19 protein-coding genes are annotated in these 24516 nt (G+C 36.1%); 14 read left to right on the top strand and 5 right to left on the bottom strand.

Annotated features, from left to right (window positions below; all coding sequences use genetic code 11):
• Positions 1-223 precede the first annotated feature (223 nt).
• From lepB to IGJ55_RS08755, 7 genes are all read left to right on the top strand, one after another.
• A complete protein-coding gene (gene lepB, locus IGJ55_RS08785) occupies positions 224-769 on the top strand; it encodes a signal peptidase I (RefSeq protein WP_069640730.1) in 546 nt (181 codons plus the stop codon).
• 126 nt (positions 770-895) lie between these two features.
• Positions 896-4474 (top strand): PD-(D/E)XK nuclease family protein, encoded by a 3579-nt coding sequence (locus IGJ55_RS08780; RefSeq protein WP_430606179.1) that lies wholly within the window; start codon positions 896-898, stop codon positions 4472-4474.
• Positions 4467-8264, top strand: a complete 3798-nt coding sequence (gene addA, locus IGJ55_RS08775) for a helicase-exonuclease AddAB subunit AddA (protein WP_430606178.1) — start codon at positions 4467-4469, stop codon at positions 8262-8264. The genes IGJ55_RS08780 and addA overlap by 8 nt, the downstream gene beginning before the upstream one ends.
• 65 nt (positions 8265-8329) lie before the next feature.
• A complete protein-coding gene (locus tag IGJ55_RS08770) occupies positions 8330-8674 on the top strand; it encodes a winged helix-turn-helix transcriptional regulator (RefSeq protein WP_069640727.1) in 345 nt (114 codons plus the stop codon).
• 333 nt (positions 8675-9007) lie between these two features.
• Positions 9008-10054, top strand: coding sequence for a phenylalanine--tRNA ligase subunit alpha (gene pheS, locus IGJ55_RS08765; protein WP_207120301.1), 1047 nt, complete (start codon positions 9008-9010; stop codon positions 10052-10054).
• Positions 10055-10060: 6 nt separating this feature from the next.
• Positions 10061-12484, top strand: a complete 2424-nt coding sequence (pheT, locus tag IGJ55_RS08760; RefSeq protein ID WP_430606177.1) for a phenylalanine--tRNA ligase subunit beta — start codon at positions 10061-10063, stop codon at positions 12482-12484.
• Between the two features lie 82 nt (positions 12485-12566).
• Positions 12567-13987, top strand: a protein-coding gene (locus tag IGJ55_RS08755; RefSeq protein ID WP_429949740.1) for an IS3 family transposase whose coding sequence is annotated in 2 segments (ribosomal slippage) — positions 12567-13044 and positions 13044-13987 — 1422 coding nt in all. Because the reading frame shifts where the segments join, the coding sequence is not laid out codon by codon here.
• Between the two features lie 100 nt (positions 13988-14087).
• Here IGJ55_RS08755 and IGJ55_RS08750 read toward each other — a convergent pair.
• The 4 genes from IGJ55_RS08750 to IGJ55_RS08735 are packed head-to-tail and all read right to left on the bottom strand — an operon-like array spanning position 14088 to position 17082.
• Complete coding sequence (locus IGJ55_RS08750; protein ID WP_207120350.1) at positions 14088-14726, bottom strand: amino acid ABC transporter permease; 639 nt, start codon at positions 14724-14726, stop codon at positions 14088-14090.
• 30 nt (positions 14727-14756) lie between these two features.
• Positions 14757-15455, bottom strand: a complete 699-nt coding sequence (locus tag IGJ55_RS08745; RefSeq protein ID WP_069640724.1) for an amino acid ABC transporter permease — start codon at positions 15453-15455, stop codon at positions 14757-14759.
• A 47-nt stretch (positions 15456-15502) separates the two neighbouring features.
• Positions 15503-16312 carry a transporter substrate-binding domain-containing protein gene (locus IGJ55_RS08740; protein WP_069640723.1) on the bottom strand — a complete coding sequence of 270 codons (810 nt, stop codon included), beginning with the start codon at positions 16310-16312 and terminating at the stop codon, positions 15503-15505.
• Between the two features lie 41 nt (positions 16313-16353).
• A complete protein-coding gene (locus tag IGJ55_RS08735; protein WP_069640722.1) occupies positions 16354-17082 on the bottom strand; it encodes an amino acid ABC transporter ATP-binding protein in 729 nt (242 codons plus the stop codon).
• 457 nt (positions 17083-17539) lie between these two features.
• Here IGJ55_RS08735 and racE point away from each other — a divergent pair, with 457 nt between their 5' ends.
• The 5 genes from racE (at position 17540) to dapD (ending at position 21929) form a co-directional block, all read left to right on the top strand.
• Positions 17540-18364, top strand: coding sequence for a glutamate racemase (gene racE / locus IGJ55_RS08730; protein WP_429950057.1), 825 nt, complete (start codon positions 17540-17542; stop codon positions 18362-18364).
• A gap of 87 nt (positions 18365-18451) precedes the next feature.
• Positions 18452-19801: a ribonuclease PH gene (gene rph, locus IGJ55_RS08725; protein WP_069640721.1), complete on the top strand. Its 1350-nt coding sequence runs from the start codon at positions 18452-18454 to the stop codon at positions 19799-19801.
• 10 nt (positions 19802-19811) lie between these two features.
• Positions 19812-20327: a metallophosphoesterase gene (locus IGJ55_RS08720; RefSeq protein ID WP_069640720.1), complete on the top strand. Its 516-nt coding sequence runs from the start codon at positions 19812-19814 to the stop codon at positions 20325-20327.
• Positions 20328-20633: 306 nt separating this feature from the next.
• Positions 20634-21131, top strand: a complete 498-nt coding sequence (cbpB, locus tag IGJ55_RS08715; RefSeq protein WP_069640719.1) for a cyclic-di-AMP-binding protein CbpB — start codon at positions 20634-20636, stop codon at positions 21129-21131.
• Between the two features lie 96 nt (positions 21132-21227).
• On the top strand, positions 21228-21929 hold the full coding sequence (gene dapD / locus IGJ55_RS08710) for a 2,3,4,5-tetrahydropyridine-2,6-dicarboxylate N-acetyltransferase (RefSeq protein ID WP_429949743.1): 702 nt from the start codon (positions 21228-21230) through the stop codon (positions 21927-21929).
• A 281-nt stretch (positions 21930-22210) separates the two neighbouring features.
• Here the strand turns inward: dapD and IGJ55_RS08705 are convergent, their stop codons facing one another.
• A complete protein-coding gene (locus tag IGJ55_RS08705; protein WP_429949745.1) occupies positions 22211-22675 on the bottom strand; it encodes a MarR family winged helix-turn-helix transcriptional regulator in 465 nt (154 codons plus the stop codon).
• Positions 22676-22808: 133 nt separating this feature from the next.
• Between IGJ55_RS08705 and IGJ55_RS08700 the strand changes: the two genes are divergently transcribed.
• Complete coding sequence (locus tag IGJ55_RS08700; protein ID WP_429949746.1) at positions 22809-23249, top strand: flavodoxin domain-containing protein; 441 nt, start codon at positions 22809-22811, stop codon at positions 23247-23249.
• A 112-nt stretch (positions 23250-23361) separates the two neighbouring features.
• Positions 23362-24489 carry an amidohydrolase gene (locus IGJ55_RS08695; RefSeq protein WP_207120307.1) on the top strand — a complete coding sequence of 376 codons (1128 nt, stop codon included), beginning with the start codon at positions 23362-23364 and terminating at the stop codon, positions 24487-24489.
• Positions 24490-24516: the final 27 nt, after the last annotated feature.

The raw sequence follows: 24516 nt of genomic DNA, 5'->3' as shown, positions 1-24516 counted from the left end.
TTTTTCATAGATATTAGTAATAAAATTAGAATATACCTGAGAATAAAATCAAGTATAGGGAAAAACATAGAAGCTAGTAAAGTGATTGTTACCTAATTTTTTAATTTTGGTAGAAATCAGTTCGGTTATCGAAAAGTTAATTTAAAAGTTTGTTTAAAAAGAAAAGAATCCTGTAGGAATTTACTTCTTTGTGGTAAACTATAGAAAGCAAGTTTTTGGAGGAATGAATTTGAAATCTAAAGAGTTATTACATACAATTTTATTTTTTATTGGATTAGCAGCACTACTATTTTTATTGAGACAATTTGTGTTTACCCCAGTTGTGGTCAAAGGTCACTCGATGGACCCAACATTGGCTGATGGTGAACGAGTGATTGCATTAAAAAATACGGAAATCAAACGGTTTGATATTGTCACATTTCCAGCACCAGATGAACCTAAAAAAAACTATATCAAACGAGTGATCGGGTTACCAGGTGATACAATTGAGTACAAAAACGATGTTTTATATATCAATGATAAAGAAGTAAAAGAACCTTATTTAGACCAGTTTAAAGATGAAGTGACGGATGGAATGCCTCTGACGTTTGATTTCACATTGAATGAAGTGACAGGTGAAACTAAAGTACCAGAAGGCGAATATTTTGTGATGGGCGATAATCGTCGGAATTCTAAAGATGGCCGAATGATTGGTTTTATCAGTAAAGATAGTATATTAGGTGATGTTAAATTTGTTTTATGGCCGCTAGATCGCTTTGGTACGATCTAAAAAAGTATAATTTAAGAAAGCTCTCTTTTAATTAAGAGGGTTTTTTTGTTAGATGGTGGGCGCCGTATTCAACAATGATTTATGATAAACTAAGCGTATGAGATATTTATAAAGGATGTGACAGAAGTGAGTTTACAATTTATCCGTGGAACAGCTGAAATGGATTTAGAGGAAGAGCTTTTACAAGCGTCTAATAAGTGGTTATTGGCAGATGACAAACATGAAGTTTTTTATTTAGTCCCAAACCACATGAAATTCGAACAAGAAATCAATGCACTTAAGCGATTAAAAAATATCCAAAGTAATCATAGTGATTCGATAGCAACCATGCGCTTTCAGGTGTTCAGTTTTTATCGTTTAGCTTGGTATTATTTGCAACATACACAGTATTATAGCTCTGAGATTCTGACCGAAGCTGGAGCGGCAATGGTTTTTAGAAAGATTTTATCAGAAAACGAGGAAGAGTTGAACGTTTTCCGTGGAGAAGTTAACAAATCTGGTTTTATCCAACAATTGTTTGATTTATATCAAGAAATGAAAGAAGGAAATATTGATTTAGAGGAGCTATTTAGCCAGTTATCAGGATCAAATTCTGATAGTAAAGAGCAAGATTTACAATTGAAAATCAAAGATATCAAATTAATATTTTCGAAATTTGAAGTAATGATGAGTCAATATGGTATCAAGTCTGCAGAGATCATTAATTACTTAACTGAATATTTAGAGTCTAAAGACCTTAGTAATGTTTTATTTGTGATTAATGGCTATCATAATTTTTCAGCAAGAGAATTGAAGTTGATCGAGACGTTGATGCGTCGAGGTGGAGAAGTTAAGATATCTTTAGTAGTAGATAAAAAATATCCGAATGAAGTACCGACGATGATGAATTTGTTTTATGAAACGGGTACGACATACCACAAACTGTATCAATTAGCTAGAAAATCATCGACAGCGATATTACCTGATTATATAGAAAAGAATCATTTTTTAGTTGCCGATAACAGTCTTCAAACGCTTGGAAACTATTGGATAGAAGCGCAAGAAAGTCGTCCGAAAAGAAGACAAGCACAAGTAACTGATGAGCATTTACAATTTTGGTGTGCTGAAAATCCCAAAGAAGAAATCAATCACATCGCAAAAGAAATTAGAAGATTAGTAGTTGAAGAAAATTATCGATATAAAGATATTCAGTTGCTGACAAGAGAATTGGATAGCTATGAAACGTTGATTGAACCACTATTTACGCTACACGAGATTCCGGTTTATTTAGATCGTGATATGGCAATGGAGCAGCATCCACTAGTTGAGTTTATTCAATCTGTATTTTCAATCCACAATTATCACTATCGTTATCGGGATGTTTTGCGTTTTCTAAGAACAGAATTATTTTTCCCGATTGCCGATCAACTCTCTCTAGAAGAATGGCAAACGGAACGAGATGAATGGCGGCGTAAAATTGATGTAACAGAAAATGTCGTCCTAGCCTATGGTTATGAAGGATATCATTGGGAAACAGATAAGGACTGGCATTTCATCCGCTATGATTTTGAGGCAGATCAACAAGACAATACTGAGCTGATCGAAAAAGATGCGAATATTGTTCGTCAGATGATTCAAAATCATATACCTGCTTTTTTCAAGAAACTTGAAAGTGCTGAAACGGGGATTGAAGCAGCTGACTATTTTTATCGTTTCTTAGTAAGTAATGGCGTTGAAAAGCAATTGATGATGTGGCGTACTCAAGCAATCGAACGTGGGCAATTAGAAGCTGCTCGTAACCATGAACAAACTTGGGAAGCTTTGATGACCTTATTAGATGAGTATGTAACGATCTATGGGGCCGAATTATTTGACTTAGATACTTTCGAAGAAATTTTTTCCAGTGGTTTAGAGGGGCTACGGTATAATAAAGTACCAACAGCAATTGATCAGGTTCAAGTCAGAGCAATTGATTTAGCTAGGCCAGGTCAAGCGAAAGTTGTTTTTGTGATAGGTTTAACGGACCAAGTATTTCCACAAAAATTTGATAATAAAACATTACTTTCAGATGAAGAGCGACAATTCGTCAATGGTCATTTAGAGGAAGGTCAATTCTTGCTGAATGATACCCGAAAAAGTATAGCCAAGGAACCGTTCATTGCCTACATCATGTTTGCTTCAGCGACTGAACGTTTATACTTCTCATATCCAAGTGTGAAAGACACCTCTAAAGATGTGAAGGTTTCTAGTTATTTAGTGAATATCCAAAATGACTTAGGAGTGAAAATGCAGTCGAAAAATGCACTTATGATCACAGATGATGAGCAGGCGTCCTTAGAACATGTGGGAACTTACAGAACGTTGATCAGTGATTTAACCAATTTGAAGCGGCAAAAAAAGGAAACGCATGAAGGCATACGACCATTATGGCTACTGTTAGAGCGTGAATTAATGGAACACTCCTATGCATCATTGGCACAACATATTTTTGAAAGCTTAGGTCATCAAAATTTACCAGAAAATTTAACAGATTCTTTAGCAGAGGATTTATATGGCAAACAAATCTATACCTCTGTGTCAAGAATGGAAAGCTTTTATCGCTGTCAATATCAATATTTTGCTCGTTTTGGTCTAGGGCTGAAAGAAAGAGATGTTTTTGGATTATCTCCAGCTGCTACAGGTGATTTTTTCCACGAAGCACTGGATCAATTCTTTAAGTTATTAATCATGCAAAAAAAACAATTATCTGAATTGACAGATCGTGAAGTCAGTGAATTTACGGAACAGATCCTAAATGTTGTTTTTGGTGAAATAAAATTTTCGATTCTAGACTCTTCTAGTCGTATGAATTATATTCGCTATCAATTAGGGCAAACGATCAAAAAAGTTAGCTGGGCTTTGAGATGTCAAAGCGAACGCAGCGGCATGTCTGCTGTTCAAACCGAAGTATTGTTTGGGCAGATCGCTAGTCAAAAAGGAATCAAAGGACTGGAATTACCTTTAAAAAATGGTGGGAATATCAGTGTTAGAGGGAAAATAGATCGTTTGGATCAGCTAGTGACACCAGAATCTGTTTATTTAGGCGTAGTCGATTATAAGTCTAGTCATAAAAAATTTAATATTACAGAAGCTTATTATGGACTAGCCATGCAGATGCTGACGTATTTGGATGTGGCTTTGATGGATGCGGTGAATTTAGTTGGTCAGCCTGCTAAGCCTGCTGGTTCATTTTATCTACATGTTCACAATCCGATTCTTCCCTTCGAGACAAATGATAAAAAAGAACAGCAGCTATTAAAGAAATTTCAGTATGACGGTCTGTTATTGAATGATCCGATTTTACTTGAAAATCTAGACAAAAGTTTACAGGCAAAACAAAGTTCATTGATCTTTCCAATTGAAGAATCGGCAAAAGAAATTATTAAACCAGGACGTCGTCAAGAAGATAAATTTGTGACAGAACCTGAACTAGACGCGTTACTGAACCATAATCGTAGTAAATTTATCGAAGCAGGTAACAAAGTCACGAGTGGAGAAATTGATTTGAATCCAGCGTATCAGGGGAAAGAGCGAATTGCTTGTCGTTTTTGCCCATTTAGAAGTGTTTGTAATTTTGATGTGATGTTAAAAGAGAATAACTATAATCGAATTGAAACATTATCTAAAAAAGAAGTGATGGATCGCTTGGTTGAAAATGAACAGGAAGGAGGAGCAGGTGATGAGTAAAATCATTCCGTTACGTCCAGAGAATGAACAATTTACAGATAATCAATGGCAAGCTGTTTTTGACGGAGATGAAAACATTTTAGTTTCTGCTTCTGCAGGTTCTGGGAAGACAACGGTTCTTGTCCGAAGAGTCATTGAAAAGCTTAAAAGTGGTGTTGATATTGATCGTTTATTGATCGTAACCTATACAGAAGCAGCAGCGAAGGAAATGAAAGAACGAATTCAAGTCGCTTTACAAAAAGCAATCACTAACGAAAGTGACCAAGAGAAAAAACAACATTTTATTCGCCAGTTAACGTTACTGCCTACAGCGCATATCAGCACATTACATGCGTTTTGTTTAACAGTGATCCGGCGCTTTTATTATTTGATCGAAATGGATCCAGTGTTTCGTTTATTAACGGATGAGACTGAAATGCTACTGCTAAAAGAAGATGTTTGGAATGAGCTTAGGGAGCAATTTTACAGTGAGAATGAAGAAGCTTTTTATCAACTGACCAGTAACTTTTCTAACGATCGCAGTGATGATGGCTTAACTCGGCTGATCTTTTCGCTTTACGAGTTTGCTAGAGCTAATCCAGATCCAGAAGAGTGGCTAACACATTTAGCTGATAGTTATCGTATATCGGGACAATTGGGCAACTCCAGTTTATTTCAAGACTATTTGAAACCGCAAATCATGGAAAGTTTATTGCGATGTGTCGATCGCTATCAAGAAATGATTCGATTAACAGAAGGCGAAGAAAAACTAGAAAAAATTGCTGATCTAGCAAGAAATGAAAAAGAATTCGCTGAAACATTTAGTAGTTTAGTAGTTGATAATGATTTGGAAGCAGCATTTGAACTCTCGAAAACAGTTAAATTTGAACGCTATCCTACTGTCCGCGTAGAAGAACTAAAAGAGATCTCAGCACAAGCGAAAAATTTACGTGAGCAAAACAAAAAAGCGATAAATGATATCTTGACGAATTTATTTACATTGTCACCAGAAGAAATGAAAGAGATCTTAAAACGTTCTCTACCTGTCGTGGAAGAAATGGCTAAAGTAGGTCAGGCTTTTATTGAACGTTACAGCAAGCAGAAACTAAAAAAAGGGCTAGTTGACTTCAATGATTTAGAGCATTTCACTTTAGCTATTTTAGCAAAAAAAGAAGCAGGTGAGTGGCTTGCTACAGAAGCGTCAAATTATTATCGCACTAAATTTGATGAAGTTTTAGTAGATGAATACCAAGACATCAACCGACTGCAAGAGACCATTCTCTATTGGTTAAGAAGACCTTCCGCTGAAGAAGGCAATTTATTTATGGTTGGTGATGTAAAACAATCTATTTATTCATTTCGTTTAGCTGATCCAACATTATTTATTGAAAAATACAATCAGTATGGTCAAAATAAAGAGGGGAAACGAATTGTTTTAGCCGAGAATTTTCGTTCTAGAAAAAATGTTTTAGACTTTACAAATTTAATTTTTGAACAATTAATGGATGAACGAGTAGGACAAATTGCTTATGACCAAGCGGCTCAGTTAGTTCATGGCTTTGATCAATTTTCAGAAGCTGAAAATTATGATACTGAACTGTTGATTTATGAAAAAAAATCAGAGCAACTTGAGCAAACACTTCAATTTGACCAGTCGCATGTCATCATGGAAGATAAAACAGAAGGTGAGTTATATATGACTGCCTTAAAAATCAGAGAATTGATCGATCAAAAGTTTTTGATCTATGATAAATCGACCAAGGAAAATCGACCTCTTACTTATAAAGACATTGTATTATTGACGCCAACAAAGAAAAATAATCTAACGATTTTAGAAATATTTAAACTAGCGGGCATTCCGATTCAAGTCAATGATGCTCAAAATTATTTCCAAGCGACAGAAGTTCAAACGATGGTTGCGTTACTGCAAATCATCGATAATCCGTATCAAGACATTCCCTTAGCCGCAGTATTGAGATCGCCAATTGTTGGGTTAAAGGAAAATGAACTTGTGACTATTCGTTTAGCTGGGAAAAAGAGTTCCTACTATGAGGCATTTTTAACATTTAATCAATCCGAAGTTGCAGATAAAGAGCAGCAAAAACTACAAGATAAAACAGTTCAGTTTGCTGCGCTATTGGATAAATGGCGAGAAATCGCTAGAAGAGATCAATTGGCTGTCCTGATTTGGGCTATTTATCAAGAAACCGCGTATTTAGATTATGTGGGCGGGATGCCCGCAGGCAAGCAAAGACAGGCTAATTTATTTGCTTTAGTGGAACGAGCAGCCAGCTATGAACAGACAAGCTTCAGAGGACTATTTCAATTTGTCCGATTTATTGAAAAAATGCAGGAGAAAGATAAAGACTTAGCTGAACCTGTGATTTTAAGTGAGGAAGATGCTGTTCGAGTAATGACGATTCACGCTAGTAAAGGGTTGGAATTTCCAGTGGTATTCGTTTTAGATATGACGAAAGAGTTTAATCTTGGAGATTTGAATGAACGCTATATTTTTGATGATCGTTTAGGTGTGGGCATCCGCTATCTCGATCAGATTGATCGAATGCTCTATGAAACATTGCCATTTTTAGCTATCAAACAAGCAAAGCTGAAAAAATTACTTTCTGAGGAAATGCGTAAATTATATGTTGCGTTGACGCGTGCAGAACAAAAACTTTACCTCGTTGGTTCATACAATAGTCAGGAAGCGGCGTTTAAAGAATGGCTCAAAGTTAGTGATGTTCAAACAAAAGTTTTACCAAGTGAGAATCGTTTGCAGGGAAAAAGTAGTCTAATGAATTGGGTGGGGATGAGTTTAATCCGTCACCAGAAAATGACTGAGTTCCAAACGGAATTTATCACTGAAAAGATTGCTGGAATTACACAACACCCAGCCAATTTTTCAATTACTTTTATAACTGAAAAAATCATTCAGGAACAATTTGCTACGCTTCAATTTGTGGATTCAAGTTTAAGTATAGAAAAGAGTATAAAAAATGATGATCCGAAATTACTGGCAAAAGGAATAGAACGCTTAAATTTTTCCTATCCTTATGAACTGTCAACTCAAACGACAAACTATCAGTCAGTATCAGAAATCAAGCGTGTATTTGAAGATCCTGATAATAAAGAAATTGTGAAAATCGAAGTCGATGAAAGAAATAAAATTCAGCCAACACCGATGATCATCCATCGAATGAGTGATGGTGAATTAGGAAAACCGAGATTTATCGAGACGATTCGCAAACCATCTGCTGTTGAAATTGGGACTGCGACACACTATCTATTACAGCTCTTAGATTTAGAGAAGGTACCAACGAAAAACAGCATTCTTCAATTGATCGAAGAATTGATTCAAACGAATATTATTCAAGAAAATGTAGCAAAGCAAATCAATATCGATCAAGTTCTATCATTTTATCAAACAACTTTAGGAAAGCAATTGCTAGAACAATCAGCACAAGTAGTACGAGAGCAACCTTTTTCAATGTTGTTAAAAGCAGAGGAACTAATCAAAGACTATCCAAAAGAAACACAAGATGATTTATTGATTCATGGTATGATAGACGGGTATATTGAACAAGAGGAAAATTGTATACTTTATGATTACAAAACGGACTTTGTTCAAGATAGTGAAAATACCCAAGAAATCAAAAAAATTATTCAACGTTACCGTGGTCAGCTCAATTTATATCGAAAAGCATTAGCTCAAGCGACGAATAAAGAAGTGACCAAAGTCTTTTTAGTCTTATTATCTGCTGGGATCATCATTGATATGGATCAGGAAAAGATCATTGAAAAAATGAATTAAAACAAAAGCAAATCTACTTACAAATTGTAAGTTGTGTGCTATACTCAATGCATGAGGTGAGGAAAATGGAGCAAGTAAAAACAACCGACTTTTTATTATGTCCTAAATTTGAGAAAGCTTTTGCGATTTTAGGAAAAAAATGGAATGGTTTGATTATTGACGTCTTGTTGGAAAATGGCCCTCAACGATTTGGTGAGTTAAGACAGAAGATTCCTGAACTTAGTGATCGAGTGTTAGTAGAACGCTTGAAAGAACTAGAGGCAGAAGGAATCATCTCGAAAGCAGTGCGCTGTGACGAGAGTAGTCGTCTAGAATATTTCCTCACAAATAAGGGCAAAGACCTACAACAAGCAATGGAACAAATCCAAGAATGGGCAGAAAAATGGGTCACAGCTGAAGAATGCGGTTGACCTCAGACTTGATTTCTTGTAAACTGTAGTCAATTGAATAATAAAAAGCGATGATGGAAAAGAGTAGTTTGGTTGATACGAACAAGGGAAAACCTGTCTTAGACTGTAAACAGGTTACGTATTCGAAAAATGAAGTTCACTTCCGGAGTTTGTTTGTTCTAGAGGTTCAGACCGGTGAAAGCCGTTATAAGAATTGAGTGCATGATTTTTTTTCATGAAGTAGGATGGTAACACGATAGCTCGTTCCTTGATAGAGGAGCGGGCTATCGTTTTTTTAGTTCACCTAGCCGTTGTAAGCAATTCTAATATTAAGCCAAAGAAAGGAATAGAAAAATGACATTAAAAGCTCAGTTAGAAGCTCTAAGAGATGAAACCTTAGTAAACATTGAACATGTTGCGGATCTTAAAGCACTAAACCAAATTAGAGTAGAAATATTAGGTAAAAAAGGGCCAATCACAGAAGTATTAAGAGGAATGAAAGATCTTTCAGCAGAGGAGCGACCAATTGTTGGAAGCTTCGCTAACGAGATTCGTGATTTATTAACTGAAGCGATTGAATCACGTAAAGTAATTTTAGAGTCTGAAGCTTTAAACGCTGCTTTAGAGCATGAAACAATTGATGTAACATTACCAGGAAAACAAATGGTACATGGTACACGACATGTATTATCTCAAGTTATGGAAGAAATCGAAGATATCTTTGTTGGGATGGGCTATCAAGTAATAGAAGGGTATGAAGTAGAATCTGATCATTATAATTTTGAACGGATGAACTTGCCAAAAGATCATCCAGCTCGTGATATGCAAGATACGTTTTACATTTCTGATGAGATTTTGATTCGAACTCATACGTCACCCGTACAAGCTAGAACTATGGAAAAACATGATTTTTCAAAAGGTGCGTTACGTATGATTTCTCCAGGGAAAGTATTCCGCAGAGATACTGATGACGCCACGCATAGTCATCAATTCCACCAAATCGAAGGGCTTGTTATCGATAAAAATATTACAATGGGCGATCTTAAAGGAACCTTAGAAGTTGTGATGCAAAAAATGTTTGGTGAAGACCGTAAGATTCGTCTGCGCCCAAGTTATTTTCCATTTACTGAACCTTCCGTTGAAGTGGATGTTAGTTGCTTCAAATGTGGCGGAGCAGGGTGTAATGTTTGTAAGCAAACAGGTTGGATTGAGATTCTTGGTGCTGGGATGGTTCATCCTGATGTTTTACAAATGTCAGGAATTGATCCAACCGAATATACTGGCTTTGCTTTTGGCTTAGGGCCAGATAGAGTGGCTATGTTACGTTATGGCGTCAATGATATTCGTCATTTCTATCAAAATGATCTACGTTTCTTAAATCAGTTCAAGGTAAAGGAGTAGTCGACGATGTTAGTTTCTTATAAATGGTTAAGTGAATATTTAGATCTTTCAAAAATTTCTGCAAAAGAGTTGTCCGATCAAATGTCTTTGACTGGAATAGAAGTTGAAGGTGTTGAAGTACCTGAGGAAGGCTTAAAAAAAATAGTCGTTGGTGAAGTGAAAGAATGTATTCCACATCCTAATTCAGATCATCTATCGATTTGCCAAGTAGATATTGGGGAAGAAGAGTTGTCCCAAATCGTTTGTGGTGCGCCGAATGTAAAAGCTGGTATTAAAGTAATCGTAGCCTTACCTGGCTCACGAATTACTGGAAATCAAAAAATAAAAAAAGGAAAAATGCGCGGTGAAGTTTCTAATGGCATGATTTGTTCTTTACAAGAATTGGGTTATTCTGACAGTGTGATCCCTAAGGCTTACTCTGAAGGAATTTATTATATGCCAAACGACGCTGTCAATGGTGATGCTGTCTTTTCTTATCTTGATATGGATGATTCTATCATTGAGTTATCGATCACACCAAATCGGGCTGATGCCTTAAGTATGCGTGGGGTTGCTTATGAAGTAGGCGCAATTTATCGACAAACACCTGATTTTAATGACGAGGTCTTAAAAGAAGATACTAATGAAAGTGCAGCTGATTACATTTCTGTAGAAGTAGAAGATAAAAAAGAGGTTCCCGCTTATCAAATCAGAGTGATCAAAGGGGTGAAAATTGCTGAAAGCCCTCTTTGGTTACAAACACGTTTGATGAATGAGGGGATTCGCCCAATCAATAATGTTGTTGATGTAACAAACTACATTCTGTTACTTTTTGGACAACCGTTACATGCTTTTGATTATGATAAATTAGACAGCAAAAATATCCTAGTAAGACGTGGAAAATTGGGAGAAGAACTTGTAACTTTAGATGGTGAAACAAGAAAAATCTCTGAGGAAAATATTGTCATTACCAATGAAACAGTTCCTGTTGCTTTGGCTGGCGTTATGGGTGGTGCCGATTCAGAAATTACAGAGGAGACAACAACTGTTGCTCTAGAATCAGCCTTGTTTGATTCACTAGCTGTCCGTAAAACATCGAAAAAATTTAATCTACGTAGTGAATCTTCTAGTCGTTTTGAAAAAGGAATCAATCATGCGACAATTGGAGAGGCAGGCGATGTAGCTGCTGCAATGATTGCTAAATTGGCTGGTGGAACGGTTGTTTCTGGTCGAAGTATTGGTTCTGAATTAACGGTTAAAGAGGTTGTTGTAAGTGTGACTGTGCCACGTATCAATGAATATTTAGGGACCAGTTTAGACGAAGCGGCTGTTAGCGAAATATTCGATACATTAGGGTTTACTTATACACTAGATCAAGGGAAATATACTGTAACGGTTCCGCCGAGACGCTGGGATATTACAATTGAAGCTGATTTAATCGAAGAAGTAGCAAGAATCTATGGATATGATAATTTACCCTCAACACTACCAAAAGGTGAAACTGTGGCAGGAAGTTTAACTAGTAGACAACTGTTGGTTCGAAAAATAAAAAGTTTATTAGAAGGCACAGGTGCTAGTGAGGCAATCAGCTATGCTTTGACAACAGAGAAAAAATCTCGTCAATTCATGATGAGAGAAAGTCTAACGACAAGTCTACAATGGCCAATGAGTGAAGAACGTTCAGTTTTACGAATGAATCTTATTTCAGGTTTATTAGATGATGTTGCTTATAATGTGGCGCGTAAAAATACAAATGTTGCTCTTTATGAAATTGGGCGTATTTTTTATCAAGACAACGATCCCAAGAAAGACTTACCTTATGAAGAAAACCATTTAGGGATTATTTTAACTGGAAATCGAGAAGTCAAGGATTGGGAAACGAAAGAAACTCCTGTTGATTTTTATACAATCAAAGGAATGCTGGAAGTTTTATTCGATTCTGTTGGACTTGCAGATGAAATCTCTTATGAGGCGACAAAAGCAAACCCAGAGATGCATCCTGGAAGAACAGCGTTGATAAAACTTAATGAGACGATCATCGGGTTTGTTGGACAAGTTCATCCGACAGTTGCAAAAGAATACGAAGTACCAGAAACGTATGTTGCTGAATTGAATCTTCAGGCAATTGTTGAAGCTGAAAATGATGCATTTGTTTATCAACAAATTTCAAAATTCCCAGTAGTTTCAAGAGATATTGCCTTACTTGTAGATGAATCGGTAACAAGTCAAGAATTAATTGGAACGATTTCAAAACACGCTGGAAAATTCTTACAGACTGTCCATTTGTTTGATGTTTATCAAGGAGATAACATTGCCGAAGGGAAAAAATCAATGGCTTATAGTTTGACTTTTGTAAATCCTGAAGCGACATTAGTGGATGAAGAGATCAATCAATCGATGGAAAAAGTTGAGAAAGCCTTGGTTGAAGCATTTAACGTAATAATTAGATAACAGAAAAAGAAGCCAAACTAAAAATTGAACCGACCCCAAAAAGTTAGACCAAAAATCTAATTTTTTGGAGGTCGGTATTTTTATGTCTAAATATAGCTTTGAACTTAAACTAAAAATTGTTCAAGAATATCTGGTAGGGAAAGGAGGAATACAAGCTTTAGCAAATAAGCATGGGGTTAAAGCGGCGGAACAAGTCCATAGGTGGATCAATGCTTATCAAGAATTCGGTGAAGAAGGTCTTTTACGAAAACGTCAAAATCAGAATTATTCTGTTCAATTCAAGCTAAATGCGATAGAGTTATATCAAACAAGTGAGCTCTCCTATCGTGAAGTTGCCAATATTCTTGAAATGAATAATCCAACTCTTATTGCCAATTGGATGCGAAAATTCCGAAAAGAAGGAATCGATGGGCTCTCAAAAGAGAAAGGGCGTCTATCTACCGTGTCAAAAAAAGAAGAACAGACAAAGAAGCATTTAATGAAAGAAACGCTAGAAGAACAGAATCGCATCAAAGAATTAGAAAAGCAGGTTCGTACTCTTCAAATTGAAAATGCCTTTTTAAAAGAACTGAGGAAGCTGCGAAAACAGGAAGCTCAACAACGACGAGTGAATCAATCGCGCGAATCATCGCAAGCCTCCGAGGACAGTTCAAATTAGTTGAGCTTCTTGAAGCATTGAATTTTTCTAAATCAACCTTTATGTATTGGCAAAAACGGTTTGACCGAAAAAATCCAAATCAGGAAATTGAAACAGAGATGCTTCATATTCGTCAAAAGCATAAAGATAACGGCTGTTTACGAATAACGAACGAACTAAGGAGCCGAGGATTCCACGTGAATAAAAAGAAAGTTCAACGCTTAATTCGAAAGCTAAGGATTGAAGTCCGCTCTTATACACGGAAATCCCGTCGCTATAGCTCGTATCGTGGAAAAGTTGGAACGATTGCCAAGAACCGAATCCAACGTCGCTTTTACACGAGTGTTTGTCATCAAAAAATAACGACAGATACAACAGAATTAAAGTATTTTGATTGTGATCCCAAAGGGATCATTCGTCAAAGAAAGTTATACTTAGATCCTTTTATGGATATGTATAATAGTGAAATTCTTTCTTATCGTATCTCAGAAAAACCAAATGCACTGGCAATAATGGAAGGATTAGAAGAAGCAATCAAACTGACGAATGATTGTCCTTATCGTCGCACCTTTCACTCAGATCAAGGTTGGGCGTATCAAATGAAAGCTTACAGCTATAAACTGAAGAAACAGAACATTTTTCAAAGTATGTCTCGAAAAGGCAATTGTCTAGATAACTCAATCATGGAGAACTTCTTTAGTCTTTTAAAACAAGAAATTTATCACGGGAAAACCTATTCTAGTTTTGAAGAACTAAAAACGGCAATTGATAACTATATCTATTATTACAACAACGAACGAATGAAAAAGAAACTGAACTGGAAAAGTCCTGTACAGTTTCGAATAGCCGAAAGTAAAGCAGCTTAATAACGAATAAAAAACGGAGTAGATTTCTCTACTCCGAAAAAAGTCTAACTCTTTGGGGTCACTACAAATAGCTTGGCTTCTTTCTTTATCTATCAATTGATTAAGCCCAGTTTCGGGATAACCATCTGGAAAATTGCGAAATGGAAAAATTAATGACAAAATACATTAGAGCAACTAAACCGTAAATTGCAAAAACCTGTCCAGTTTGAGCATAACGTCCCATTAAGATATAGGATTTCCCAAATAATTCTTGCAAAGCAATAACAGAATATAAGAAGCTAGTATCTTTAATTACTGTCACAAATTGAGAAACAATTGCCGGTAACACATTTCGAATCGCTTGTGGTAAAACAATATACAGAAGAATTTGGAAATTACTAAATCCTTGCGACCGAGCAGCTTCTTTTTGTCCTTTATCAACACCATTTAAACCGCCACGAATGATTTCCGCTAATGCTGCAGTAGTGAAAACGGTGAAACTAACAATCCCTGCGGGAGTAGACTTTATTTTGAAAATCAAAAAAATAACATAAATCCACAATAAGTTAGGAATATTCCGCACGATTTCGATATATAAACTAGCTAAAAATTTTAAAGGACCTGATTTTTGATTTCTTAAAACAGCTAATACTGTTCCAAAAATTGTACTTAGAACAATTGATACAAAAGAAATATAAAGAGTAAGCTTCAAACCATCAAATAAAAAGCGCAAATTATTGCCGGTCAGAAGTTGACTCATTTGGTCTGAGAAAGACATTTTGCGAACCTCCTATCTGGTATAAGCTTTTTTATTATTTTCTTCCAATTTTCGAGCGAAGTTAGCCAAAGGAAAGCACAGGATAAAGTAAAGAAATCCTGCTACTGCAAAGGCTGGGATATAATTTAAATTAATGGAAGACCAACTATTTGCTGTAAACATCACATCTGCTCCTGAGATAATGGCCACAGTGGATGTATTTTTGATCAAGTTTACAATTTGGTTGGTCAATGGTGGTAACATGATCCGCCATGCTTGAGGTAATACAACATAACGCATTGTTTTGCCGTAAGAAAAACCTTGAGAATAAGCGGCTTCAAATTGTCCTTTAGGAACAGCGCCAATACCAGAACGCACGACCTCAGAAATATAAGCGCCATGATAAAGACCAACACAAATAATTGCAATAGTAGTCGTTGAAAAAGTCAGCATCGGACTAATTAACGGAAAGCCATAATAGACAACGATGAACTGAATTAATAAAGGGGTATTTTGAAAAAATTCCACGTAAATCCGACTAATTAAATTTAATAGTTTATTATGCATTGTTGATAAGCTACCAAAAAAGATACCTAATAGCATCGCAACGATCAATGAACCGATCGCCAATAAAATGGTGTATAGGAAAGCATCAGCAAATAATCGCCAATCTTTGAATAATGCTTCCCAGCGATAGAGTGCAAAAGGTCCTGCATTCGCTATAATGAACATATAGTTTCCTCCCAATCCTTAACAAAATAACATAGAAACGAGAAGAGTTAGTCTAGATTCCACGTTTTGTAAATTTTATCTAAAGTACCATCTTGTTTCCATTTTTCAATGGACTTGTTTAATTGCTCATTTAGTTCTGTGTTTGCCTTCTTTGTAGTAATGCCATATTCTTGAGGTGAAAAACCATCTTTAAGAATTTCTGTACTGTCATCGACATAACCAGTTAAAATCGATTTATCCACTGAAAACGCATCGATTCTTTTTGACGTTAAGGCTGTTTTTAACTCAGGATAAGAGCCTAGTTCTTGGTATTTAAACGTGACACCTAATTCTTTCGCTTGTTTTTCAATGGCTTCTTTTGTCGTTGCTGATTGAACAACGCCGATTGTTTTTCCGTCTAAACTTGCGGTATCTGTGAATTTGTCATCTTTTCGTACTAGGAAACCAACTTCATCTTTATAATATGGAGTGGTGAAATTATAGGTTTCTTTTCTTTCGTCAGTAATGGTAAATGTAGCAATGACCATATCAAGCTCGCCATTATCCAGTAAAGGACCACGAGTTTTTGCAGTTACACCGACAAACTCTACATTATCTTCACTACCAGTTAGTTCTTTTGCAATTAAGCGAGCGATGTCGGGTTCCATCCCTTCATTTTTATTCGTATCAGGATTCATATAGCCAAAATTGGGCACGTCTTCTTTAACACCAACTTTAATTACACCAGCATCTTTGATTTTTTGAAGATCAGTTCCAGAAGCTGTCGTTTTTTTGTCTTCACTACCACCACAGCCGACGATTAAACCGAGTAACAAAGCAAGGGATAAAGCACCTAATAATTTTTTTGTTTTTTTCATTTAAAATTCCTCCTCAGTAATGTTTTGTTCTATTTAAAAAATCAATTATGGATAATCTTACTTAAAAACTCTTTAGCGCGTTCATTTTTAGTATTGGTAAAGAAATGTTCGGGAGTTCCCGTTTCAATGATTTGCCCATCATCCATAAAAATAACTTTGTCAGCTACTTGACGTGCGAAACCCATTTCGTGAGTAACGCAAATCATCGTAATGTTTTGTTTGGACAAATCGACCATCACGTCTAATACTTCTTGAATCATTTCTGGATCAAGTGCTGAGGTGGGTTCGTCAAAAAGAATGATTTCTGGATGCATATTCAAAGCTCTTGCAATCGCCACGCGTTGTTGTTGGCCACCTGATAATTGAGCAGGATAGGCATTTGCTTTGTCAGCTAAACCGACTCGTTCTAAGTATTCCATACCTGTTTTGGTTGCTTCTTCTTTACTGACTCCTTTGACCTTTATGGGTGCAAGAGTCAAATTTTGAATGATTGTTTTGTGTGCGTATAAATTGAAACTTTGAAAAACCATAGCAACTTTCTGCCTAACTTTTTGGACGGGGGCTTTGGGTTCGGTAATATCGATACCGTCTACCAATATGTGGCCGTCACTGACCTTTTCTAAACGATTGATACAGCGGATCAAAGTGCTTTTACCGGAACCGGAAGGTCCGATGATTACAATCTTTTCTCCTTCGTTGACGTTTAAGGAAACATCTTTTAATACATGATGATCCCCAAAAAACTTATTAACATGGTCCAACGAAATCATAGTCATTCTCCTTTATGTATAAAATTATCACATCATATTCAATGAATGTAGATTGGTGAGTAGGTGGAAGGATAGATCAAAAATTAAAAAATCACTAGCATTGATTTAAACTGAGAAAATAGAAAGAGTCTTTTTAAGAAATTATACATATATATAATAACCTTTAATAGCAATATCATTCCATTTCACATTGTCTTTTTATAAAAACAGTTTTCTTTTATATTTAATCTATTCATCATAAATCTATTCGTTTGTTAATGTTAGAAATTATAACATATGAAAAAAGAGAATACTAGTTTTTTTTTAGCAAGGAGCAAAAAGGCACAATAATAGAGGTTCTAACATAAGAAAACTTTTAACAAAAAATGTTATAATAGAAGAAGTACGACAATAAAACTTGAAATAAAGTAGTAAAAAGTAGAAAATAAGAGTGTTGAAAAAATACTGTAAAGGTTTGATTGATTTGAGTAATCATGAAGCAATAGGTTTTATAGATTCCGGAGTCGGTGGACTTACGGTGATAAAAGAGGCATTAAGGCAATTGCCGAACGAACGATTGATTTATCTTGGGGATACAGCAAGATGTCCCTATGGACCAAGACCAGGTGAACAAGTCATTCAATTTACATGGGAGATGACTCACTTTCTTTTAGAAAAAAATATTAAAATGTTAGTAATCGCTTGTAATACAGCGACAGCTGTTGCGTTAGATGAAATCAAAGCAAAATTAGATATTCCTGTAGTGGGTGTCATTTTACCAGGGACTAGAGCGGCTTTAAAAGCTACGGAAAATAATCGGATTGGTGTCATCGGAACAGCAGGGACGATTAAGAGTCATGCATATGAAGCGGCACTCAAAAGAAAAGCCCCAAACACAATTATAACAAGCTTAGCTTGTCCTAAATTTGTTCCGATCGTTGAAAGTAATGAGTCACATTCGTCTGTGGCAAAAAAAGTTGTATCGGAAACCTTAGGTCAGCTTCAATTGAAGAAATTAGATACATTGATTTTAGGCTGTACCCACTATCCGATACTACGACCGTTGATTCAAAATGTAATGGGAAGTAAAGTAAAATTAATTGACTCTGGTGCTGAAACAGTAAGTGAAGTTAGTATGTTATTAGATTATTTTGACATTGCAAATAGTCCGCAATTCAAAAATGAACCAAACGAATTTTTTACAACAGGATCAGCAAAAATGTTTAAGGCAATAGCAGATGATTGGTTAAAACAAGAAGCAATCAATGTTCAACAAATTAAACTATCTCCTTTTGAGGATTAATAGGATGAAAATAAATGTTCCTGTTTTTATTTTCAGAACAATACCAGACAAAGTCATACATTTTTTCAAATTTAGGAGGCGTTATGCATGATCAGACACGACGGAAGACAAGCAAAAGAATTAAGAAAAATCACAATAGAAACAAATGTTTATAAGCACCCGGAAGGCTCGGTTGTTATATCTTTTGGGGACACCAAGGTGATTTGCTCTGCAACTGTAGAAGAAAAGGTTCCGCCCTTTCTAAGAGGTGAAGGGACAGGTTGGGTGACTGCGGAATATAGTATGTTGCCAAGAGCTACGAATACGCGTAATATCCGAGAAAGTGCAAAAGGAAAACTAACTGGTCGGACAATGGAAATTCAACGATTGATTGGCCGTTCTTTAAGAGCTGTGATTGATTTGCAAAAGCTAGGAGAACGAAGTATCGTAGTCGATTGTGACGTTGTTCAAGCTGATGGAGGAACACGAACAGCAAGCATAACAGGCGCTTTTGTAGCAATGAAACTCGCCGTAGATAAGCTATTAAATACAGGGGTCTTGCAAGAGAATCCCATCAAAGAATATCTAGCTGCTGTAAGTGCAGGTATTCTAAATGAGGGAAATTGTGTGCTTGATCTGGATTATGTAGAAGACTCTGCTGCGGCAGTGGATATGAATTTAGTGATGACTGAATCGGGTAATTTTGTTGAGGTTCAAGGAACTGGAGAAGAGTCAACTTTTTCTGGTGATGAGCTAAATTCATTATTATTCTATGGGAAAACAGGAATCGAACATTTAATTTCCTATCAAAAAGAAGCCCTGATGAGCCAATCGCCTGAAATAACGAATGGTACAGAAGAAAACACCATTGTTATAGCCACAAGAAATCCAGGCAAAGCAAAAGAATTTACGAAAATTTTTGCTGAAAAGGGCTATCAGGTTAAAACTTTGTTGGATTATCCCAAACTTCCGGATGTAGAGGAAACTGGCAAAACCTTTGAAGAAAATGCTCGCCTAAAGGCTGAGACGATTGCAGCTATCTTAAAACAACCTGTTTTAGCCGATGATTCTGGTTTGATTGTTGATGCTTTAGATGGTATGCCAGGAATATTTTCAGCTCGTTTTGCAGGTGAACCAACGAATAACGCTGCAAATAATGCTAAACTGCTGCATGAATTGACAGGTATCCCGCAGGACAAACGAACGGCAACATTCCATTGTACCCTAGTTTTTGCGGCGCCTAACAAAGAAAGTTTAGTTGTTGAAGGGGACTGGTCTGGGGAAATAGGGACGATTCCTCGTGGTGAGCACGGGTTTGGTTATGATCCCTTATTTTTCATTCCGGAAGAAAAACAAACAGCTGCTGAACTATCAGATAAGCGTAAAAATGAAATCAGTCATCGCGGGAAAGCAGTTGCAAAATTGAGAAAAGAATGGAAAAATTGGTTGGAGAATTAGGAGGTCTTGGATGAAATATCTAGTTGTAAGTGATAATCATGGTGATCGTGATATTTTAGTTGATTTAGTAAAAAACTATCAAGGAAAAGTAGATAAAATGTTTCACTGCGGTGATTCAGAATTGGAACCTACTGATGAACTATGGAAAGACTTCATTGTTGTAAAGGGAAATTGTGATTATGATCCTGAGTTTCCAGATTCAATCGTAGAACGTACTGGATTGGACATTATTTTTATGACCCATGGCCATTTGGCGAATGTTCGCTCTGGATTGACTTCTCTTGCTTTACAAGCTGAAAAGCATGGGGCAAATATAGTATTATTTGGTCATACACATGAAATTGGCTGTGAAATTCGAGCAAATGTATTGTATTTGAATCCAGGCAGCATCAGCCAACCTAGAGGGATGATTCAATTGAAATCTTATGCGATCATTGAAAGTACAGAAAATCAGTTGATTATTCAATATTATGGTCGAAATCACGAGCCATATAATGACTTACATTTTGTATTTACTAAATCATAGTTTCAAAAGTTTTTTTAAAGAGAGTTTAGACTAAAACCCGCGCAATGCAAAAATGCATTACGTGGGTTTTAGAAGATTGCTGGAAATTCTGCTTCTTATTTGAAATACGCATAATATTGGACTAACTCAAAGAGTTATAGGCCAACCAATTTTTAGATAATGTTGTTAAAAACTAAGTGTGAAGAAACTAAGGTCAAACCTTAATTTTTTTTAAGAGTTATGAAAAAAGTTTGAATTCCAAGACATTTGCATTCGTTTTCGGTACAATGGTTAATGTGGCAAAGAAAATGAAATGGAGGCACTCCAATGATTGGAACTGCTGTAAAAGAATTATTATTAGAAAAAGAAAATACCTTTTTGATCCCTGCGGAAAATGTTGCAAACGTCATGTGTTTGAATCCGCTAAGTCACGCTCTATTGGTATTATCTCAAGTGAAATATTCAAAAATCCCTGTTTTAGATAAAGGCGATCGTTTTGTGGGATTGATCAGTTTATCTGATGTTGTGGATAAAATGTTTGATATCACATCGGTTGATTTCGATAAATTAAAAGATTTTACAGTGGCTGATGTTATGGAAGTCAACGTCCCGATCATCGGGGAAGAATGGGAATTGGAAGATGTTCTACATTTGCTTGTAGATGCTGCGTTTCTGCCTGTTGTAGATGATAATCAATGTTTTAAAGGAATCATCACGCGCAAAGAATTATTAAAAGCGATTAATCACATGGCTCATGAATTAGAAAGAAAAAATATCATCTTACCAAAATCAGATGATGAATCTATAGAAATGAAAGTGATCTAAATATTGATAAATAACTATTCACTTTTCTTTGATTTTTTGATAAGCTAATACCTTATAAGTAGCACCATTGTTACTTAATTTGAAGGGAGTTATGTTATGGACGCATATGAAATCATTAACTATATTGGAAACGCAGAGAAAAAAACACCAGTAAAGGTCACGTTAAAAGGCAAGCTCAAGGAAGTAACATTTCCAGAAGAGATTCAAGCATTTACTAATTGTAAAACGGGCACTTTGTTTGGTGAATGGAAGATAATCAAAGAATTTTTGGAAGAGAATAAGGACAATATCATAGATTACGTGATTGAAAACGATTCGCGTAACTCTGCTATTCCAATGTTAGATATTAAAGAGGTCAATGCACGGATTGAACCCGGCGCCATTATCAGAGATCAAGTAGAAATTGGTGACAATGCTGTAATCATGATGGGTTCTGTGATCAATATCGGTGCAGTGATAGGCGAAGGAACGATGATCGATATGGGGGCTATCTTAGGTGGACGTGCCACCGTTGGGAAAAACTGTCATATTGGTGCAGGAACTGTCCTAGCTGGTGTGATCGAACCGCCTAGTGCAGAGCCAGTTATCATCGAAGACAATGTTTTGATTGGTGCGAATGCTGTTGTATTAGAAGGTATTCGTGTTGGTGAAGGCGCAGTTGTTGCAGCTGGTGCCATTGTAGTTGATGATGTTGCACCTTATACGGTTGTAGCTGGTGTGCCAGCTAAAAAAATCAAAGATATCGATGCTAAGACGAAAAGTAAAACGAATATGATGGAAGAATTACGCAAATTATAGTAATAAACCACAGCTTTTTGCTTAAATGGTTAAAGAATGAACTAGATACCACGTAAATGCTCAAACCCCAGAAACATGGAGGAAGACTTCTACTTCTGCTGTTTAAACGAATTTTAAGTGAGTGAGATATGACTCGAAGAGTTATGTCCCCCTCACTTTATTTTTATCTAAAATAGCAACTGTTACTAGCATAGGTAAGCGAAGAGAAACAACAATAAAAACGTTGCTTTAACATAAAAAGTTTGATACGTCCTTTAGTAGCTTGTAGGTCCAATGATCAATCACTTTTGTTGTAGCTGACTATCTAATACTGAGATTGCTTTTGATAAAAATTCATTCATTAATTGCAACTCTTTTTCGGAGTACTCATGAGCTAGATTTCTCATAGCACTATCCAAAGGCTGGTAAGCTTTTTTTATTTCCTCTTTATCTTCATATGTAGGTACAATAATGACTCGTCTTCGATCATTAGGGTCCTTTTTTCGCTGGGCATAACCTATTTTTTCCAATCGGTCGATTAAAGCCGTGATAGTTCCAGTAGATAAGCCAGTTTTTTCAGCTAGTTCACCAGCTGTCATAGGACCTGATTCATTTAATAAGTCAATTGAAATGTAATCATTTGTGGGGATTCCTAAAGACTGAATGATAGCTTGTTGATGTAAAATAGAACGTGAACCGAAACCTCGTAATAAAGAGGTAAGTTGGTTGATAGCATCAGTATTTTTTGAAATTTCATTGTTTGACAAATTAGATTCCTCGCTTTACGCTTAATATATCTCGTTAAACGAGATTCTTTTTAATCGAAATATATTTTAATATTTTTATCATAACAAACAGAGTATTTTGTGTAAAGCAAAGGAAGAATCGAGGATAGAATATATGAAATTATTGATTGTATATGGAACAAAATCGGGTGCGTCTAAAGAATGTGCTTATTTTTTAAGTACGGAGTTAAGTGGAGCCACTCTTTTAGATATCGAGCAACAGCAACCAAATATAGCTGAATTTAGTCATGTTATTATTGGCGCTGGTGTCCGAAACGATAAAATGTATAAACCAATCAGAGATTTCTTGAAGAAGAATCAAATTGAGTTGTTGTCTAAAACGGTTGCATGTTACTTATGTAATTCAAAACCAAAAACAACAGAACAAGTAATTGTTGATAGTATTCCAAAAGCTGTTAGAGAAGCATCGATTGAAATCACTTCTTTTGGTGGATATAAACCATCATGGGTTCCAATCAGTGAGGAAAATAAACTAAAAGGAATCGATTTAGAAAAAATAAGTGAATTTGCTAAAAATTTTATCGAGTACATATAAATTTTTGGGAAAATAGTGCAAAATTGTGAAATTTATTATAAAGAAGGATTGACAGAAACCTGTTTTTATTCAACAATAAGTCATAGAGAAATAGAAATGAGGCAGATAAGTAGTGATTCAAGAACAATTGATCAAGATTCGTAGACAGCTGCATCAAATACCAGAAATCGGCTTAGAAGAAGTAAAGACACAACAATTTTTGCTAAGAATCATTTCATCAATTGAGAAAGACTTTATCGAAGTGAAAACATGGCAAACTGGAATTTTAGTATTTGTGCATGGAACTGCACCAACTAAAACAATTGGATGGCGTGCAGATATTGATGGCTTACCAATAACAGAAGAAGTTGTCTCTGATTTTCAATCTATACATGTAGGATCGATGCATGCATGTGGGCATGATTTTCATATGACAATCGGTTTGGGATTGTTGGAGCAGCTAACGATGAATCAGCCAAAAAATAATTATCTATTCCTTTTTCAGCCAGCAGAAGAAAATGAAGCTGGAGGTATGCTAATGTATGAGGCTGGCGCATTTGGTTCTTGGTTACCAGATGAGTTTTATGGACTTCATGTCAACCCTGATTTGCCAGTAGGAAAGATTACAACGAAAGTCGGTACACTCTTTGCCGCAACTTGCGAGGTTCAAGTTACTTTAACTGGAAAAGGTGGCCACGCAGCATTCCCTCAGGCATCAAATGACATGATCATAGCAGGGATGAGTTTCGTGCAACAAGCACAAACAATTGTCAGCCGAAATGTCAACCCCATCGAAGGTGCAGTAGTCACTTTTGGGACGTTCAATGCAGGAACTGCGACAAATGTGATTGCTGGAAAAGCGACGATTTCTGGTACGATTCGAACGTTGACAGATGCGATGAATCAGCTGACTCAAATTAGAATCAGGGAAATCGGTGCAGGGATCGCTAAATCTTTTAATTGTGAAGTAGCTGTTTCTTTAGAGCAAAAAGGATATCTGCCGGTAATCAACGACCAGCAGACAACAGAAAACTTCATGTCCTATATGGAAAATGAGCCAGATGTTTTATTTGAAGTGGCAGAAGTAGCCATGACAGGTGAAGATTTTGGGTATTTATTATCTAAGGTTCCAGGAACGATGTTTTGGTTGGGAGTCGATAGTCCTTATGGGTTACATTCGGCAAAATTCGATCCAAAAGAAGAAGCAATTCCATTTGCAGTCACGCATATCAGTAAATTTCTGAAATCATTGGATAAGTAACTGATAGCTATTTTAATTTAGGAGTGT

Origin of the sequence: Enterococcus sp. AZ170, assembly GCF_050545135.1 — a bacterium.
GTDB lineage: Bacteria > Bacillota > Bacilli > Lactobacillales > Enterococcaceae > Enterococcus_L > Enterococcus_L ureilyticus.
Note: the sequence above shows the minus strand (reverse complement) of the source record. Positions and strands in the feature narration are given on the sequence as shown.

Bases quoted from the DNA above. Each gene is read 5' to 3' on its own strand.
- lepB (WP_069640730.1), top strand. From the start codon at position 224: ATGAATTTGAAATCTAAAGAGTTATTACATACAATTTTATTTTTTATT.
- addA (WP_430606178.1), top strand. From the start codon at position 4,467: ATGAGTAAAATCATTCCGTTACGTCCAGAGAATGAACAATTTACAGAT.
- IGJ55_RS08770 (WP_069640727.1), top strand. From the start codon at position 8,330: ATGGAGCAAGTAAAAACAACCGACTTTTTATTATGTCCTAAATTTGAG.
- pheS (WP_207120301.1), top strand. From the start codon at position 9,008: ATGACATTAAAAGCTCAGTTAGAAGCTCTAAGAGATGAAACCTTAGTA.
- pheT (WP_430606177.1), top strand. From the start codon at position 10,061: ATGTTAGTTTCTTATAAATGGTTAAGTGAATATTTAGATCTTTCAAAA.
- IGJ55_RS08750 (WP_207120350.1), bottom strand. From the start codon at position 14,726: ATGAGTCAACTTCTGACCGGCAATAATTTGCGCTTTTTATTTGATGGT.
- IGJ55_RS08745 (WP_069640724.1), bottom strand. From the start codon at position 15,455: ATGTTCATTATAGCGAATGCAGGACCTTTTGCACTCTATCGCTGGGAA.
- IGJ55_RS08740 (WP_069640723.1), bottom strand. From the start codon at position 16,312: ATGAAAAAAACAAAAAAATTATTAGGTGCTTTATCCCTTGCTTTGTTA.
- IGJ55_RS08735 (WP_069640722.1), bottom strand. From the start codon at position 17,082: ATGATTTCGTTGGACCATGTTAATAAGTTTTTTGGGGATCATCATGTA.
- rph (WP_069640721.1), top strand. From the start codon at position 18,452: ATGATCAGACACGACGGAAGACAAGCAAAAGAATTAAGAAAAATCACA.
- IGJ55_RS08720 (WP_069640720.1), top strand. From the start codon at position 19,812: ATGAAATATCTAGTTGTAAGTGATAATCATGGTGATCGTGATATTTTA.
- cbpB (WP_069640719.1), top strand. From the start codon at position 20,634: ATGATTGGAACTGCTGTAAAAGAATTATTATTAGAAAAAGAAAATACC.
- dapD (WP_429949743.1), top strand. From the start codon at position 21,228: ATGGACGCATATGAAATCATTAACTATATTGGAAACGCAGAGAAAAAA.
- IGJ55_RS08700 (WP_429949746.1), top strand. From the start codon at position 22,809: ATGAAATTATTGATTGTATATGGAACAAAATCGGGTGCGTCTAAAGAA.